12 protein-coding genes and 3 tRNA genes are annotated in these 17725 nt (G+C 57.2%); 4 read left to right on the forward strand and 11 right to left on the reverse strand.

The genetic code is table 11. The features are described 5' to 3' along the window. The first annotated feature begins 10 nt into the window (after positions 1-10). Positions 11-1210: a hypothetical protein gene (locus tag I6L35_RS11905; RefSeq protein WP_216978262.1), complete on the forward strand. Its 1200-nt coding sequence runs from the start codon at positions 11-13 to the stop codon at positions 1208-1210. A 28-nt stretch (positions 1211-1238) separates the two neighbouring features. Here I6L35_RS11905 and I6L35_RS11910 read toward each other — a convergent pair whose 3' ends face one another. Further along, on the reverse strand, positions 1239-1877 hold the full coding sequence (locus I6L35_RS11910; protein WP_216978263.1) for a response regulator: 639 nt from the start codon (positions 1875-1877) through the stop codon (positions 1239-1241). A 164-nt stretch (positions 1878-2041) separates the two neighbouring features. Between I6L35_RS11910 and I6L35_RS11915 the strand changes: the two genes are divergently transcribed. After that, the gene (locus I6L35_RS11915; protein ID WP_254204437.1) at positions 2042-5449 is read left to right on the forward strand and encodes a transporter substrate-binding domain-containing protein; all 3408 of its coding nucleotides are present in this window, start codon (positions 2042-2044) and stop codon (positions 5447-5449) included. Here I6L35_RS11915 and I6L35_RS11920 read toward each other — a convergent pair. From I6L35_RS11920 to astB, 5 genes are all read right to left on the reverse strand, one after another. After that, positions 5420-5713 carry a hypothetical protein gene (locus tag I6L35_RS11920; RefSeq protein WP_005347735.1) on the reverse strand — a complete coding sequence of 98 codons (294 nt, stop codon included), beginning with the start codon at positions 5711-5713 and terminating at the stop codon, positions 5420-5422. The two genes, I6L35_RS11915 and I6L35_RS11920, sit on opposite strands and share 30 nt — an antisense overlap. A 136-nt stretch (positions 5714-5849) precedes the next feature. Then, positions 5850-5934: transfer RNA gene (locus I6L35_RS11925), tRNA-Tyr, on the reverse strand. Between the two features lie 44 nt (positions 5935-5978). Beyond that, a tRNA-Tyr gene (locus tag I6L35_RS11930) sits at positions 5979-6063 on the reverse strand. A 31-nt stretch (positions 6064-6094) separates the two neighbouring features. After that, positions 6095-6179 (reverse strand) — tRNA-Tyr (locus tag I6L35_RS11935). Positions 6180-6404: 225 nt separating this feature from the next. Next, complete coding sequence (gene astB / locus I6L35_RS11940; RefSeq protein ID WP_216978264.1) at positions 6405-7742, reverse strand: N-succinylarginine dihydrolase; 1338 nt, start codon at positions 7740-7742, stop codon at positions 6405-6407. Positions 7743-8097: 355 nt separating this feature from the next. Here astB and topA point away from each other — a divergent pair, with 355 nt between their 5' ends. Next, positions 8098-10719: a type I DNA topoisomerase gene (topA, locus tag I6L35_RS11945; RefSeq protein WP_139442170.1), complete on the forward strand. Its 2622-nt coding sequence runs from the start codon at positions 8098-8100 to the stop codon at positions 10717-10719. Between the two features lie 109 nt (positions 10720-10828). Beyond that, positions 10829-10993 (forward strand): hypothetical protein, encoded by a 165-nt coding sequence (locus I6L35_RS11950; RefSeq protein ID WP_162851498.1) that lies wholly within the window; start codon positions 10829-10831, stop codon positions 10991-10993. Positions 10994-11009: 16 nt separating this feature from the next. Here I6L35_RS11950 and I6L35_RS11955 read toward each other — a convergent pair whose 3' ends face one another. The 5 genes from I6L35_RS11955 to I6L35_RS11975 form a co-directional block, all read right to left on the reverse strand. Continuing rightward, positions 11010-11366 carry an MGMT family protein gene (locus I6L35_RS11955; protein WP_216978265.1) on the reverse strand — a complete coding sequence of 119 codons (357 nt, stop codon included), beginning with the start codon at positions 11364-11366 and terminating at the stop codon, positions 11010-11012. A gap of 66 nt (positions 11367-11432) precedes the next feature. Beyond that, positions 11433-12986 (reverse strand): PAS domain-containing methyl-accepting chemotaxis protein, encoded by a 1554-nt coding sequence (locus I6L35_RS11960; protein ID WP_216978266.1) that lies wholly within the window; start codon positions 12984-12986, stop codon positions 11433-11435. Between the two features lie 212 nt (positions 12987-13198). Beyond that, the gene (locus I6L35_RS11965; RefSeq protein WP_216978267.1) at positions 13199-15064 is read right to left on the reverse strand and encodes a beta-N-acetylhexosaminidase; all 1866 of its coding nucleotides are present in this window, start codon (positions 15062-15064) and stop codon (positions 13199-13201) included. Then, positions 15049-15921, reverse strand: coding sequence for a BadF/BadG/BcrA/BcrD ATPase family protein (locus I6L35_RS11970; RefSeq protein WP_216978268.1), 873 nt, complete (start codon positions 15919-15921; stop codon positions 15049-15051). The genes I6L35_RS11965 and I6L35_RS11970 overlap by 16 nt, the downstream gene beginning before the upstream one ends. Continuing rightward, complete coding sequence (locus tag I6L35_RS11975; protein WP_216978269.1) at positions 15914-17635, reverse strand: glycoside hydrolase family 9 protein; 1722 nt, start codon at positions 17633-17635, stop codon at positions 15914-15916. The genes I6L35_RS11970 and I6L35_RS11975 overlap by 8 nt, the downstream gene beginning before the upstream one ends. Between the last annotated feature and the right edge of the window lie 90 nt (positions 17636-17725).

Consider the following 17725-nt stretch of genomic DNA (forward strand, 5'->3'; position numbering starts at 1 on the left):
GGAAGAGATAATGAGAGCTGGTGCGATGTACGGATATTGGTGGTTAATAGCAGGCTTGCTCTTTGGATTTCCATGTCAGGCTGCAGTCGTTAAAGTGACCGCTGAATATAAGCCTGCAGTCTATGATGCTGATAATGGAACCTTTGTTAGCACTACAAAATGTGTGAAAACCAGTGAGGGAATGTGGCTTTCATCCTGTAGTGGCGGTGTAATGTCACTTGATAGCTTATTATTTTCATTAAAAACTAAAGTAAAGCGAAATGTGATAAAGGATTTTTCAAATACAAGGGATTCCTTTGTTTCTCTAAGTTCGTTGGGAAACAAAACCATGATTATTACATCTGATAAAGGGCAACAGTTCTCGGTTTTATTTAAGCCTGATAAGTTAGGAGTACATTTTGATTCTGTTGTCAATCAAAATGATGGCTGGAAAATATACAATACATCCTTTACAAATCCTCGAGGTGGATGTCGCTATCTTGAGCGGCAGGTTGCAGGATATATTAATCTAACCTCTTGGATCGTATTATGGGGAGATGTTGGGGGGAAATCTTGTTATACAGGACTATCTGTGGATGGCACGTCTAATATACAAGCGATGTTTTTCGGTTTTAAAATAACACCACCCTCCCCACTGAAAATGCCAAATGGAATTTATACCGGTTCGATAATTCTCTCTGTAGGCCAAAATAAAGATATCGATCTTGGTAATGGGGTATATGAAGATAATCAACTGATAATAGAATTGACATTAAAAGTTCAACATCAAATAAAGGTAGAGTTTCCTCCTGGTGGTGACAAAGTCGTGTTGCAACCTCCTGGTGGATGGCATGACTGGATTTATCGTGGGAAATCACATATTCCTCCCTATTTGATAGCGGAGTTACCATATCGACTATGGAGTAGTTCAGATTTTAATGTCTGGCTGAACTGCCAGTATGCCATTGGTGAAGTCTGTATGCTGAATAATGAAAGGCTCGGGATGCAAGTCAAACTTGATGTGATTTATGTAAATAAATCAAAAGAAGAGTTTCCTTTGACGCATGGCGTTAAGAAGCTATTCACAGCAGGTATAAAAGACCCATATTACATAAATGAAGAACGCAGCATCATCTTTAAAGTGCAAAAGCCAGTTCTGGCCTTGATGATGGAATATCCGGGCAGCACTTATAAAGGTAATGTAACCCTTATTTATGATGCCGCGATTTAAGGCTCGGGTGATTCACCAAGGTCAAGGTTCAGGCCAGCCCTTGCTCTTTGGCATAGTGAAACAGGTCGCTATCGCTTTGCAGGCCGAGGCGTACCATGGCGCTCTTTTTCTGGGTGCTGATGGTCTTGACGCTGCGATGCAGGTACTCGGCCACCTGGGTGACAGACATTCCACTGGCTAATAAACGCACGACTTCACTCTCTCTTGGTGTCAGTTGCTGTGATTGGGCCGGGTTAACCATACCGCTTTCCGCCAATAACATTTTCACTGAGTGGCCAAGATATTTTTGGCCCGATAAGACATGGCGAATGGCATCCGATAATTCACTGATGACGGCTTTCTTCAATAATATTCCGCTGACCCCAAGCTGCAGCAAGGCTTGGAGTATCCCGGCATTCTGTATCTGTGTCAGCACGATAATCGAGAGTCCCGGGTAGCTTCTTTTTAAATTTTGGAGCATCACCAGGCCATCACTGCGAGAGTCACCAGGCATACTAAAATCAGTTATCAAGAGATTGCATTGGTGTTGCTGCAATGTTTTGAATAATTCGGAGACCTGATGTGCCTCGGCAACAATTTCGCAACCTGGTTGGTGTTGTGCAATAAGGCTGCGGATCCCGGTCAGTATAAGCGGATGATCGTCGGCAAGAATGATCTTGGAAGACATAGATGAGCCCTATATGAATATTACAATAATATTTACACTAGCAAACATTTCATTTCTATACTACTTTACGCGACCTTTTTTAGTATTCAGATAATGCTCTCTCCTTCAGAAATCGTACAGTGAGTCGTCTTCATATGAACATATACCGATGCATAGTCGCCATAATGATATGTCATTTCTGCATATTCACGACGTCTGCCTCTGCTCATAAAAACAACTCATTACCAACAATAAAAGTCGGGTTATTAACTGGAGGATGGGGGCCATTTCAGCGGTGGGATGGACATAATGCCAGCGGTTTCAGTGTTGAATTGATCACGACCCTGGCAAGGAATCTTGATTATCATATTGAATGGAAAACATATCCTGACTGGAACCAGCTATACGTAGCGAGTTGTAAAGGGCAATTGGATATTATGCTGGACTCTTTTCGATCGGAAGAGAGTGAGTGCGTGACCTATAGTCGGCCTTATTATTCTTCACCGACCGTGGTAGTAGTGCGGCATGATTCACCTTTGTTTAAAAATGTCAGTGGTTTGAATAAATCGCGCATTGCGATAGAAGCAGGATTTCTGACTGAAAAGCTGGTGAGAGCGCATTATCCAGAGGTACAGCGACTGCTGTTTCAAGACACTGACATGGCACTCCAGGCCGTATTGGACAAGCGGGCCGATGCCTATATCGGCAATTTGCATGTCACGAATCAGTTTATTGCCCAGCATCCAGAACTGGCAGTGGTCGCCCAGGCTCCCTTGTTGATGGAGAGCCTGCATCTGGGAATAAGCAAACATAACTCTAGGCTGGGGGTTCGCTTTGATACAGCGATCCAGGCGCTGAGCATTGAAGAGCGCAGCGCTCTGGAACAACGCTGGTTGAGCGACAATAACCTTAACTTTCAGGGGCATAGTGGTTTTTTACTGCGACCGGATGAACGTGACTGGCTTGCGAGCCTGCCCCCCCTTAAGTTGAGCTTTATTCCCAAGTGGATACCGTTCTCCTACTCAGATGGTGACGGTAAGCTCACAGGATTGATCGGCGATTACATGAATGTCTTCAAAGACAAGCTAGGACTTGCCTATCAATATCGCGTTGATCAGAGTTGGCCTGAATTGTTACAGGGATTGCTGCATCAAGATGCGGATATTGCTGTCATCCCGACCCGAATAATCAAGCGTATTAGCGGTTGGCAGATTAGCCAGCCGATTGCTTCGTTTCCTGTTGTGATCGCCATGTCTCGTGCGAGTAGTACGTTTGGGGGATTTGCAGAATTGGTGGGCAAGCATTTGGTGGTTACCGATAGCTTGCTGGTTGCAGAGCTGCGTGCTCGTATTCCTGATATCAGGACTACTGTGGTTTCCGGCCCGAAAGAGGGACTAGCCATGGTTGCGTCTGGTCGCGGAGACGCTTACATAGGCAATCTTGCAGTGATATCTCGACTCATCAATGAGCAGTTTGATGACAGCCTGCATATTGTTGCGCCGACGCCTTTCAGAGATGAGCTGGCCGTAGCGGTGCGTGAGCCTTACACCCCCTTGCTGCCTTTGATTAACAGGGTGCTCGCCAGCATGAGTGACAAGGAGAAACAGCAGATCCGCAATAGCTGGTTGGCATTGAACTACAGCGAGGGGATCCCTTGGCATAAATTAATCAGAACTCTGATCCCTATAGGTATCGGGATTGCCCTGTTTATCCTGATACTCTCGGTGGCTTACTGGCGGCTACGTCAGGAGATAGTTCGTCGTCGTCAGGTCGAGGCTGCACTCGCCATGGCCAAGGCAAAGGCTGAGTCGGCCGCCACCCAGAAAGGGGAGTTTCTGGCCACCATGAGCCACGAAATTCGCACGCCCATGAATGGTATCGTCGGCATGGCGGAGCAACTCACCTTCACCGAACTGACCCTGGAGCAGCGCCAGATGGTGGAGATCATCAACCGTGGGGCTCAGGGGCTGCATGCACTGATCGACAATGTGCTCGACTACGCCAAGCTGGAGGCGGGCAAGATGCAGCTCGAGCAAACCCCGTTTCTTCTGCGTGAGCTGATTGACAGTGTGCTGACCATGACGGTGAGCGAGGTACACCGCAAGGGGCTCCGCGTCTACTTGTGGGCTGATGCCGGAGTTGCGGCCCGGGTAAGCGGCGATGCGCTGCGTTTGCGTCAGATCCTCTTCAACTTTGTCAGCAATGCCATCAAATTTACCGAGCGGGGCTTTATCGAGATTTCGGTGCAACTGCTGGCACAGGGGGAGGGGCAACAGCAATTGCGCTTCGGTGTGCGCGATAGTGGCATCGGCATGACACCCGAAGCGCGTGACCGGATCTTTAATGCCTTTGAACAGGCTGAGAGCTCCACCACCCGCAGTTATGGTGGCAGTGGCCTGGGGCTTAGCATCTGCCAGACCCTAGCCAACTTGATGGGGGGCGAGATCCGGCTGGAGAGTGCCCCGGGGCTAGGTACCTTTATCACCTTGACAGTCACGCTGCCTGTTCTGGCACAGCGAGAGCCGGATCTCCGTCTCAATGGCCTGCAAGCCAGCATTGAGCTGCATGACGATAAGCTGTGTCACACCCTGTTACTGCATCTTGACGCGCTGGGAGTCACGCGAACGTCGCCCCCTGATAATGCTCAGTTGCGTTTCAGTGACCATGACCTGGCGGCTGAGGGCGTTATCCGGGTGCTGCCGCTGGCCACCCCTCTTGGCTATCGCAGTGATGAGAAGGGTTACATTCTCAACAGCAATCCCATGACCTGGCATGCAGTGCGGGAAGTCTGCTATCGCCAGCTGGCCTTGAGCGATGAGATTGTTACGCAAGCGATACAAAAGAGCGCAGAGTGCGAGCCCATGCTGCCCTGTAGGGTTCTGCTGGTGGAAGATAATCCCCTTAACCAGCAGCTGGTGATACGCCAGCTCGGGCAGCTCAAGCTGAACTGCGAACTGGCTGAGCATGGCCAGCAAGCCCTCGAGATGGTCGCGCAGTATCCCTATGATCTGGTGCTCTGTGACTGCCAGATGCCGGTGATGGATGGCTATGAGTTCACGCGCAGGGTACGGGCTGGGGAGGATAAGAAGCGCTTGCTGATCATTGCCATGACGGCCAATGTCATGCCTGAGCAGGCTGAACGCTGCTTTGCCGCCGGCATGGATGATTTGCTGGGCAAGCCAGTGCTGCTGGATGGTTTGCGTCAGATGCTGCAAAAGTGGCGTATCTTGCCATCACCATCCTTGATTGATGTCGCGGCCATGGCGGCTTTTTTTGGCCAAGGTGACAAGTTGCGGCAGATGTTCCCACTCTTTCGTCAGGAGCTTGAGCAAGCGATGGGGCAGCAACCACAGGATGACAAGGCTCTGGCTAATTGGGTTCATCGTCAGGCAGGAACCGTCAGTATGATGATGGCGCCGCAGCTGGCTGAAGAGGCATGGCGATTGGAAGAAAAAATCCGCCAGTTTGGATCGTCAGCTTGTACTGACGAGCTGACACGCTTTCGTGCCCAACTACAGCAAATCATCGGGGAGCTGATGCGTTTAAGCGAACAGTATGAAGAGTCAGTTGTTGTCGAGGGAAAACTGGAGTAGGGGAAACTGCTCACTCATAAAATCGCGGGGTGTATGGCCATTACCTGCGCCAGCCAGCCACTCCCAGTCCAGTTTTGGTGAGCCGGCTTTGAAGCGCTGATAGGCAATACCCTTGTGAACTGTCAGAAAAAGAGTCGTAGGGAGTCCCAGCTTGTTGCTGTAGCGCACCATCAGATCGCCCTGATAGTCGTTGCTGATTCTGATTTTGAGTGCCTGCAGTGTCAGACCTGTTGCGTGGCCATGCTCATCCCAGACTTCAAACATGATGTGAACACTCTGATGTTGATGATGCCACGATGAGCAAGCTGGGATGCAATTGCAACTGTCAGATCTGACAAGGGCGGAAAGGTGAATTGGCGATAAAGCGAAAACCCGGCGCTAGGCCGGGTTTTCTGAATGATGGTGGAGGGAGAAGGATTCGAACCTTCGAAGGCAGAGCCGTCAGATTTACAGTCTGATCCCTTTGGCCGCTCGGGAACCCCTCCACAGGGGCAAAACAAATTGTATTGATCCATTACAATCGGGGAAGTGGTGGAGGGAGAAGGATTCGAACCTTCGAAGGCAGAGCCGTCAGATTTACAGTCTGATCCCTTTGGCCGCTCGGGAACCCCTCCACGGGGTATTTTCCTGATTGTTGCACTTGAATGGTGGAGGGAGAAGGATTCGAACCTTCGAAGGCAGAGCCGTCAGATTTACAGTCTGATCCCTTTGGCCGCTCGGGAACCCCTCCCCAAGTGCGAGGCGCATACTAACAGATCTTCGCTCTTTGTGAACCCCTTGAAGCGTTTCTGGCAGCAAAAAATGACTGTTCGTCGATTTTTTGATATATCCAGCTCAAAAATCAAGCTTATCAGCAAGTTGCATGCTGATTTTCTGCACAAAAGAGCATCCGTGCAAGGGGGTGAGGTAGATAAGAGAAGACTGCCTGTGTCGGCAGTCTTCCCGATCATCACATCTAGCGCTGGAACGGGTAGACGGAACCCAGTTTCAGGATCTGGGTCAGCTCGTCCAGCGCGCTGCGAGACTCCTGCACCAGGGTCGGATCACGCAGGTCATCGAGAGTCAGGCGGTCTCGGTAGTGGCGATCTACCCAGCCATCGAGGCGGGCAAACTGGCTGTCGTTGATAAGGCAGGCCGGATTGACCGCAGCGAGTTCCTGATCGTTCATGGCAACCCGCAGTCGCAGGCAGGCCGGGCCGCCACCATTACGCATGCTCTGTTTCACATCCATATAGTGGACCGCCTTGATCGGAGTCTCCTGCGTCAGCAGCTTGCCAAGATAGGCCGACACCGCCGGATTATCGCGGCACTCGGTGGGGGCGATAATGGCCATCTCGCCGCTCGGCAGGGTGAGGATCTGGGTGTTGAACAGGTAGGATTTCACCGCATCCAGCACGGATACCTCGGCAGTCGGCACTTCGATAAAGTGCAAATCCCCCTCGCCAAACTTGTCGCTGATCTCTGATAGCACGGCTTCGGTGTTGAGGAACGCTTGCTGGTGGAAGAAGAGCACATTCTGGTTGCCCACTGCGATCACGTCGTTGTGGAACACTCCCTGATCGATCACCTCCGGGTTTTGCTGAATAAACACCATGCTCTCCTCGCCAAGGCCATGCAGGCGGGCGATGGCCTGGCTTGCCTCCAGAGTCTGGCGGGCCGGATAGCGCTTCGGCGCCGGGCGGGAGTAGTCAAAGGCGCTGCGGCCATAGACAAACAGCTCGACCCCCGCCTCGCCGTAGGCGCGGCAGAGGCGGGTGTGGTTGGCCGCCCCCTCGTCGCCGAAGTGATCATTTTCCGGCAGGTGGAGGTGGTGGCTGAAGTGGCGATCATTGTTGAACACGGCGCGCAGGATACGGCCAGTGACGTCCGGCTCCAGGGATCGGTGAAACTTGTTGGTCAGGTTGGCGGGGGTGAAGTGAATGCGGCCATCCCGTGTATCGGCACTCGGGGAGACGGTGGCGGCGTTGGCGGTCCACATACTGGAGGCCGAATAGCAGGCGGCCAGTACGGCGGGAGCCTGTTTGGCGGCCTGTTCCAGCACCCGGGCATCGTTGCCGGTGAAGCCGAGGCGGCGCAGGGTGGCAAGATCGGGGCGCTCTTGTGGCGCCAGTACACCCTGGGTCATGCCAAGCTCGGTCAGCGCCTTCATCTTGCGCAGCCCCTGTTTGGCGGCCTCTTTCGGATTGGAGGCTTCCTGGGCATTGCTCTGGGAGGCAACGTTGCCGTAGGAGAGGCCTGCATAGTTATGAGTCGGGCCGACCAGACCGTCGAAATTGACCTCGAAGTGCTTCATTGAGTACATCCTTTCGATTTTTATGATGGGTAGCGGTTCCTTCCGCGCACAATGCGTCGGGGTTGGGCCATTATAAAGAGATTTTATGTTTTTGTAACAAGCCGGTAACCAACAGACGTTTTTATGTCGTTTCAGATATAAAAAGAGGGGCGGTATGGCAGAAAATTGAAAAAGCGGTTGCGTCCGGCCTGTTGCCTTCGCATTAATAAATAAAGAAGCAATAAAAGAAGCCGTGTGGTTCGGGCTGGTCAGGCAAATTTGCTCACAAGATTGCTTTTTCGCGCCAAATCTCTTATACAGCCCCACAAAACCGCACACCAACCCCGTCGGGTGCAATGAGGATAATAGTTACAGCATGGGCAAATCACTGGTCATAGTGGAGTCTCCGGCCAAGGCCAAGACGATCAACAAATATCTGGGCAAGGACTACGTGGTGAAATCCAGCGTTGGTCATGTTCGCGATCTGCCCACCAGCGGCAGCGCCAGCACCGAGCCCAAGAAACCCGTCATTCGCGGCATCAAGTTGAGCGAAGCTGAAAAGGCAGCCAAGGATCGCAAGGCCCTGTTTGCCCGGATGGGTATCAATCCGACCGCTGGCTGGCAGGCTAACTACCAGATTTTGCCCGGCAAGGAGAAGGTGGTCAGCGAGTTGCAAAGTCTGGCCGAGAAAGCCGACACCATCTATCTCGCAACCGATTTGGATAGAGAAGGAGAGGCGATCGCCTGGCACCTGCGCGAGATCATCGGTGGCGATGACAGCCGCTACAAGCGCGTGGTGTTCAACGAGATCACCAAGAGCGCCATCAAGGAGGCGTTCGCCCAGCCGTCCGAACTCAATATTGACCGCGTCAATGCCCAGCAGGCCCGTCGTTTCCTCGACCGCGTGGTGGGTTACATGGTTTCCCCGCTGCTGTGGAAAAAGCTGGCTCGTGGTCTCTCCGCCGGTCGGGTGCAATCCGTTGCGGTGCGTCTCATCGTCGATAAAGAGCGCGAAATCAAGGCGTTCGTTCCGGTCGAATTCTGGGATCTCAATGCCGACCTGCTGACCGCCGACAAGAGCGATCTGCGGATGGAAGTGGTCAGCCGCAATGGTGCCGACTTCAAGCCGGTGACCCAGGCCGAGACCTTTGCCGCTGTCGCAGCCCTGGAAGGGGTCGACTACAAGGTGGTGAACCGGGAAGACAAGCCGACCGGCTCCAAACCGTCCGCGCCGTTTATCACCTCCACCCTGCAGCAGGCGGCCTCTACCCGTCTGAGCTTCGGGGTCAAGAAAACCATGATGATGGCCCAGCGTCTCTATGAAGCGGGTTACATCACCTATATGCGTACCGACTCCACCAACCTCAGCAAAGAGGCGGTTGAGGCGGTGCGTGAATATATCGGCGAGCAGTATGGCGCGGCCTATCTGCCAGCCGAACCGAATCTGTATGGCGCCAAGGCCAATGCTCAGGAAGCGCACGAGGCGATCCGTCCCTCCAACGTACAGGTGACTGCCGAGATGCTGGAAGGGATGGAGCCGGATGCCATGCGTCTGTACGATCTCATCTGGCGTCAGTTCGTTGCTTGCCAGATGACCCCGGCTCAATACGACTCCTCCACCCTGACCGTCAAGGCGGGTGAGTTCGAGCTCAAGGCCCGTGGCCGTACCCTGCGCTTCGCCGGTTGGACCAAGGCACTGCCGCCGATGGGTCGCAAGGGCGAAGATAGCCAGCTGCCGGCGGTGACCGTGGGCGAGGTGCTGAAACTGGTCAAGTTGGATCCGCGCCAGCACTTCACCAAGCCGCCTGCTCGTTTCACTGAAGCTGCGTTGGTGCGCGAGCTGGAAAAACGCGGCATCGGCCGTCCGTCAACCTACGCCTCCATCATCTCCACCATCGTTGATCGCGGTTATGTGCGGGTCGAGAGCCGCCGTTTCTTCGCCGAGAAGATGGGCGAGATCGTCACCGACCGTCTGGTGGAGAACTTCGTCGAGCTGATGAACTACGAGTTCACCGCCAAGATGGAAGACAAGCTCGATGGCATCGCCGAAGGGAGCCTTGAGTGGAAGAAGGTGCTGGACGCCTTCTACGCCGAGTTTACCCAGGAGCTGGAGAAGGCTGACAAGGCGCCCGAAGAGGGCGGCATGCGTGCCAACCAGATGGTGATGACCGACATCGACTGCCCGGATTGCGGCCGCAAGATGGGTATTCGTACCGCCACCACCGGCGTGTTCCTCGGCTGCTCCGGCTATGCCTTGCCGCCGAAAGAGCGCTGCAAGAAGACCATCAACCTGGTCTCTGCCGACGAGTTTGTCTCCGCCACTGACGGTGAAGAGGCGGAAACCGAAGCGCTGCGCGCCAAGCACCGCTGCGGCGTCTGTGGTACAGCTATGGATGCCTACATCATCGATGACAGCCGCAAGCTGCACGTCTGTGGTCGCAACCCGGATTGCGATGGCTACGAAATCGAGAAGGGCCAGTTTAAGCTCAAGGGCTACGAAGGGCCGAGCATCGAGTGCGACCGTTGCGGAGCCGAGATGCAGCTCAAGAACGGCCGTTTCGGCAAGTACATGGGCTGCACCAACGAGACCTGCAAGAACACCCGCAAGATCCTGAAAAACGGCGACATCGCGCCGCCGAAGGAGGATCCGGTGCCGCTGCCGGAGCTCAAGTGCACCCAGTCCGATGCCCACTTCGTGCTGCGTGACGGTGCTGCCGGTCTGTTCCTGGCAGCCAGCAACTTCCCCAAATCCCGCGAGACTCGCGCGCCGCTGGTGGAAGAGCTCAAGCGCTTCAAGGATCGCATCTCCGCCAAGCACAAGTATCTGGCGGGAGCCCCGCTCACCGATCCGGACGGCAACCCCGCCATCGTGCGCTTCAGTCGAAAGACCAAGGAGCAGTACGTGATGAGCGAGGTCAACGGCAAGGCGACCGGTTGGACCGCTCACTACGACAACGGTACCTGGCAAGAGAGTTTGCCGAAGGCGAAGAAAGCCTGATGACAAAGAGGCCCCGACCAGGGGCCTCTTTGCTTATGGATAAGGGTATACTGAGACAGCTGCAAGGAGTGCAGCAGTCGTCAATCGCGAAGTAGACAAGGAGGTTGAGATGGAGATTAACGAGATCCGGCCGGGCATGAGCTGCATGACCCGGGAAGGGGCTGCCTATGTGCTGGAGGTGGACCGACAGAGCCTGCTTGTGCTGCTGCAGCGCGAGGACGAGACTATACCGGTGCAGGTGCGCAGTGAGGAGATCCTGGCACCGCTGGAGTGATCTGGCAGTGCCCCCCTCAAAACGGCAGTAGAAAAAGCAGCTCGGCCAGGTCGGGCTGCCATTGCCACTCCTTCATTCTGACCCGCCCACCAATCACGGGCACGCCCTCTTCCTGCAGCAATCCCGCCTGTCTGTCGAAGCCAGCCGACCCTTTTGGTAAGGAGATGGTGCCTGCTGCGCCCAGCACCCGATACCACGGCAGTACCTTGTCGGTTTCCCGCAGCACCTTGCCTACCAGTCTTGCCCGTCCGGGCAACCCCGCCAGATCGGCCACCTGACCGTAACTGGCCACCTTGCCGGCAGGGATCAGGGCGATGATCGCTTCGATACGGGCTGTTTTGTTCAATGGGGATGGACTTGGTTCAATGCTCATAGACCCGATTCGTCAAAAACAACAGAAGCGCCATTGTGGCGCTTCTGTCATGGGGCTGGCAATGATTCAGCCGAAGGTCTGGCTAAGCCCCTTCAGTTGCTTGGCCCGTTCCAGCAGAGCCTGACTTGAGTGATCGACATCCAGCATCTTCTGACTGTTGGCGTGGGAGTACTCGGAGATCTGGTGGATGCTGCGGCTGATCTCCTCCACGACCGCTTGTTGCTGCTCAGCAGCGGTGGCGATCTGAGTGGAGTGTTCGGTGACCAGCTCTATCTCTGCCAGCACGGTATGGAGGCTGCTGGCGCCCTGGCGGGTCATCTCGGCACATGCGCGGGTCTGTTGCAGGTTCTCCTGCATCATCCCCTTCCAGCGCCCCAGCGTGTGCTGGATCTGCTTGATGCTGCCCTGGATCTGCTCGGTCGCCTTCTGGGTGCGGGTCGATAGAGTACGCACCTCGTCTGCTACCACCGCAAAACCACGGCCCTGCTCCCCGGCGCGAGCGGCCTCAATAGCGGCGTTGAGGGCCAGCAGGTTAGTCTGCTCGGCGATGCCCTGGATCTCGCCCATGAGACTGCCAATCCGTTCGGATTCGTTGGCGAGCTCTACCGCCGAGTTGAACGCCAGCTCTGCCTGTTTGGCGAGCTGTTCGATCTGTTGCTCGGTCTGGTTCAGCTGCTGGTTGGTTTGTTCACAACGATTGCGAGCTTCGTTGACCTGACCGTTGGAGTCCTGAATGTTGCGGGCGATCTCGTGGGCCGTGCTGGCCATCTGAGTCATAGCCGTAGCCATCTGCTGGGTCTGGGCATCTTGCTCGTTGATATCGAGACAGGCCTGATGAGAGGCCTGCTTCAGATTGATGGCCAGGGTTTGCAGAGGTGCCGTGGCATCGTTGATCCGTCCCAACACAGTTCGGATGCGGGCTTGAAGCATCTTGATATGAAAATCGGCAATGGCGCCGGGGTTGTCACCGGAGTAGACCAGCCGAGTCAGACTGTCATATTCGCGGCCTAGCTGCTGCAGATAGTGGGGCAGGGCGAAGAGCTCGCGCCAGTAGGCTCCACCAATAAGCAACAGGGGCAGCAGCATCAGCAGGACGGTCATGGCCCCTTGGCTGGCGAAGGCCCAGCCCATCAGGCCGAGCAGCAGCAGTGTAATGGCCGGGGTGCGCACTCTGGCAAGAGAGGGAAGGTTGCTGCTGTTGCCGCGCTCGGCCTTGAGCAGGGCTTGGTAGGTCTGAGCGGCGATGCGCTTGAATTGGGGCTCGGGCTTGCAGCGTACCGACTGGTAGCCGCTGATCCTGTTGCCTTCGTAGATGGGGGTGACGTAGGCATCTACCCAGTAGTAACGACCATCCTTGCAGCGATTTTTGACGATGCCGCGCCAGGGTTTGCCCTCCTTGAGGCGGGCCCAGAGATCGGCGAAGGCGGCCTTGGGCATGTCGGGGTGGCGTACCAGATTGTGGTTGTGTCCCACCAGTTCATCGACCGGGTAGCCTGCGATTTCGCAAAAGGCCGGGTTGGCGTAGGTGATCACCCCGCGCAGGTCAGTGGTGGAGACCAGTTGTACGTCGGCAGGAAACTCCACTTCGCTATCCAGGGTATGGACGTCTCTGCGGGCCATAGGAATACGCTCCGATGTTCTTGTTGATAATGTTGTCGTTGTTATTGTGGCAGATCTGGAGGTGACCGCAGGCTCGCGCCAGCAGGAGGCAGACCAGCTTCATTGGGGGCTGGATTTTGCCAATAATGGCGGATGAATGGTAGGGGGAAGTTGATGTTTTGTTGGCTAATCGTAAAAAAGGCGGCCGATTGGCCGCCAAAGTAGAGACAACATTACCTCTGTGGCATCCGGTAGCGCACCTGCAGCTGGTCGAGGATCTGCAGCTGGCCCGGCAGGCGGGCGGCGAAGTGCTCCCAGCCCTTGTGGGCGGGATCGCTCCAAGCCACCTCGGCCGTGGCCAGCATACGCGGGAACAACATGTAGTCGAGACGATCACGGCTGGTGATCAATTCTGACCACAAGGGGCTCAGCACCCCGAGGATGTTATCGTTGGCATGGAAATCGGCTGGGGCAGGGTCACACGCGTAGACCTGCTCCAGATTGAGGGTACCCGCCCAGTAGAGGCCGGGTTCATGAATATCGGCGCTCCAGGCGAGATCGAGATAGAGGAACTGGGCGGGCGCCATCACCACCGGATAACCGGCTGCGGCAGCGTCCAGCCCCGCCTGAAAGCTGGTCCAGGCACAGATGGCCGCTTTGCGGCTCACCTTGTCGCCATGCAGGATCTCCTCCCAGCCGATCATCTGTTTGCCTCTGGTGGCCAGATAGCGCTGGCAGTGGCGCAGCAGATGGCCCTGCAGCTCGCGGCAGTCGGCGTAGCCCTGCTCGACCATCAGCTGCTGGCAGGCGGGGCTGTCGGTCCAGACCCCGGTCGGCACCTCGTCACCCCCCATGTGGATCTGCGGGCCGGGAAAGAGCTCGCATACCTCGTCCAGCACCGCCTCCAGAAAGCGGTAGGTGCCGGGCAGGGCGGGGTTGAGCACGTTGTCATCGAAATGCTGGACCGAGCGGTAGCGGGAGTGATCCGCCGTTTCGATCAGCAACTCGGGCAGCGCCTTGATGGCGGCGTGGCAGTGGCCCGGGATGTCGATCTCGGGAATGACGGTGATGCCGAGCTCACTGGCATAGCGCACCAGCTCCTTCACCTCGCTCTGGGTGTAGTAGCCGCCATAGGGTTCGGCGCCGCCGCTCAGCTGGGGGTCGATCGCCAGATCGTGGCCGCGCCAGGCACCCACGTCGGTCAGCTCCGGGAAGGCTTTTATCTCGAGCCGCCACCCCTCGTCATCGGTCAGGTGCCAGTGGAAGCGGTTGAACTTGTAGAGGCTCATCAGCTTGAGCAGGCGCTTGATGGTGGCCGGAGTGTGGAAGTGGCGGGCGCAGTCGAGAAAAATGCCGCGAAAGCCAAAGCGCGGGGCATCCTCCAGCGTGACGCAGGGCAGGCTCTCCCCATGTTGCAGATACCACTGGGCCAGCGTCACCAGCCCATGACGCCAACCCGCTTCGTCGGCGGCGGCAATCACCACCTCCTGCGGCGTGATGGTGAGTTGATAGGCTTCGGGGGCCAGCTTGGCCTCGGTCAGCCGGATTTCAGCGTCGTGATCCTGCTCCAGCGCCAGCGACGTCAGCTCGTTGAAGTGGGCCAGCAGTTTCGGCACATCGTGAGGGGCGCTGACATGAGCCCGCTCGGCCAGCCGGAAGTTCCCCTCCAGCAGTACCAGATGGGCCGGTTGCGGCACTATACCGGGCAGGGGCTCGACATCCGGCAGGTCGGGGCGGGTTACCGGCGGGTTCTCCAGCCCGAGATCCTGCGCCGCCAGCGTCACCGGCAGCAGCTGGGCACCCGTGGTCGCCTCCGGCAGGCTGAGAAAGAAGCCCTGCGGCATGTCGGAGAGCTTCTTGATGGGCGTCTGGCGGCAGCAAAAGCGCAGCTCGCAGCTGTCAGCGTTCGGGACAATCACCTTGTAGCTGCCGCTCTGGCGTTCCAGCTCGCCCCCTTGCAAGGAGTCGGGGTCGATATGGCGAGCCAGACAGAAGTGCAGCTTCCACCGGGTATCCGGCATGCGGGATAGGGTGAAGGTGAACCAGACATCCTCGCCGTCACGTCGGGCGACCTGGGTGTGGATCAGGGGTGTAGACATGGAAAATCCTCTGATTGGGCAAACAGGATGGCGCCATCGAGCGCATCTGCCTGGGGGGGGATCAGGTTGAGCTGGCCGAGACGGGGGGCAAGGCGTGTGCCAATCCCCCCCAGCAGGGCGATCTGTCTGGCACCGAGCTGGGTCATCCCCTCCAGCAGGATCCGCAGTTGTTCGCAGGTTTCGTCCAGCAGCTGATTGGCGAGCTCGTCGCCATCGCTGGCGGCATCGAATACCCAGGGGGCAAAGTGGCCATAGTCCGCTGGAATGGCGCGGGTGGCCCAGCGTACCACCTCGGCCTGATCCCGCTTGAAGCGATCCATCAAGCGGATGGCGAGGGTGCTGGGGGGCAGAATGCCATCATGGCAGAGCAGGGATTGCTGGATGGCGCGCAGCCCCAACCAGGCGCCGCTGCCTATGTCTGAAATGGGGAAGCCGCGGCCGGAACAGGTGCGGATCTGCCCCTCCTGATAGACCAGCCCCACCGAGCCGGTACCGGCGATGAGGATGGCCCCCTCACGGCCGCCAAAGGCGCCGAGGCAGGCACCGAAGGCATCGGAGGTGAGCCTGACGCTGGCGAAGGGGAAGGGCATCTCGAGCAGGGCGTGATAGCAGTCGGCCAGCTCGGCGGAGGCGAGCGCCAGTCCGACCCCCATCTGCTGTTCACTCTCGATAGCGATCCCGGCGGCAAGGCGGGCGCTGGCGATGGCGGCCAGCACATTGGCGTGGGCATGGGGGATGCCCAGCTCCAGATTGGAGCCGGCCGCGCACCCCTCTCCGAGCAGCTTGCCCGCCCGATCCCGAATGCGGGCGCGGGTGTGGGTGCCCCCGCCATCGACGCCGACCCAGAACTCAATCATGGTGACCTCCATTTCCCTGCGCATTCAGCCAGGTGATGGCCAGGGCAAACCAGGCTGCGTGGGGGATCCACTGCTCGCCCCAGCGCCAGTTCTGATCCAACCGATCCTTGTACTCCTCCGGAATAAAGGCCACCTCATTTTCGTCATCAAACCCTGAGGTGATGCCGTTGCAGATACCCCCCTGCGCATTCGGATACCCGGCGGTATAGGCGGGGTTGTTGATACCGTGGCCCGCCAGCATGCAGGCGTTGAAGGGGTTTTGCCCGAGGATCCAGTCGAGTTGGCGCTGGCCATAAGTGAGCAGCGGCTGGCTCTGGCGGGGGAAGTGGCGGGCGCCAGCAAAGGCCATAGCCGCCAACGATGCGAGGCGGGCATTCTCCCCCTGCCACCAGTAACCGGATTCGTTGTTGTGGGGCATAAAGAAGCTGACGCGCGGCGCTTCATCCACCCCTTTCACATATTGGCGGGCGAGGGAGAAGGGGTTGCCCGCGCGGGCGCAGAGCGCCAGCTCGGCGGCCAGCGCCTGCTCCACCACGGTTTGTACCCTAGCCTTGTATTCCTGATCCGGCTCTACGCCCAGATATTCCAGCAGCGCCAGCATCGGCAGGCCTGCCTCGGCGGCGTGGTAGTAAGGGCGCGAGCCATCCTCGTTGGCCGACCAGTAGTGACCCAGCTCAGGATGAGGGCGCTGGCGGGCGCAAAGCTTGCTGGCACGGACTCTCGCCTCATTGAGCCACTCGGAGCCGAAGGTGCGGGTCAGCTCTACCGCTGCCAGCAGGGCGCAGTAGTCGTCGATGATGTTTTCGACCCCGTCATCCAGATAGGAGAGGTTGTGTTCACGCAGATGCAGGTAGCCGCGTTTGGCCGCCTCGGCGTAGCGGCTGGCATCGAAGTCGCCACTGACGCTCTCGCGGGCGGCGCGGGCAAGCGCGGCGATAGCCATGCCGCCCCCTTGGCGAAAACCCGCCTGCCAGTTGGCGGATTTGATCCCCTGTTGGGTGGCATAGGCGCACAGCTCGCGCTGGGCAGGATCCTTGCTCCACTTGTCGAACAGGGTCATGAAGAAGAAGCCCGACTCATCCTGCATCCGGCAGAGGAAATCGGCGCCGTGCAGCGCCTCGTCATTGAGCCGCTTGCAGAGGTTCACCCCGTCGATATCGCGGCGTGGGGCCAGCAGTTCCCGGCACTTGAGCAGTGACCACACCACCATGGGGGTCTGCTGGGGGTTGAGGTAGTTGGCGTAGGAGAGGTGGCTCAGGTACTTGCTCATATCGCCGCTGGCATCGAACCAGCCGCCGTGCACATCTTTGTGCTGGTCGGTGCCAAACAGGCGGGCGTTGCGGTCGGCCCGATCGAAGGTGCCGCTGGCGCGCTGGCCCTTGAAGTAGTGGATGACATCGGAGAGACAGCGGCTGGCCAGCAGATCCTGGCCGATGGCAAAACGGGTGGAGCGGACTATGCCTTGGGCAGTGATCGCCTCCAGCCGATAGTGGCCGGGCTCCTTGAAGGCGGAGAAGTCGGCACGCCAGTAAGCGCGGCCTTGCCAGCCAGAGACGCTGCCAGCCGGTTGCAGCGGGGTTTCAAACAGGATCTGGCCATCGTCGAGGCGTTGCAGCCTGACATAGCCGCCGAGATCAGAGGCGGGGGAGGTTTGCAACAGGGCGACCTTGTGGCCGTCGCACTCGTAGCCCACCTGATTGATCAAGAGTTCCATCAAGGTATTACTCCTGTGGTTCACCGCCGGGCGGTGAGGCACATCACGGGGCTGTGGCCGCCCCGTATCGAGGCATGGCCGGACAGGGTT

The sequence above is a fragment of the Aeromonas sp. FDAARGOS 1405 genome, assembly GCF_019048265.1.
GTDB classification, from domain to species: Bacteria; Pseudomonadota; Gammaproteobacteria; order Enterobacterales; family Aeromonadaceae; genus Aeromonas; species Aeromonas veronii_A.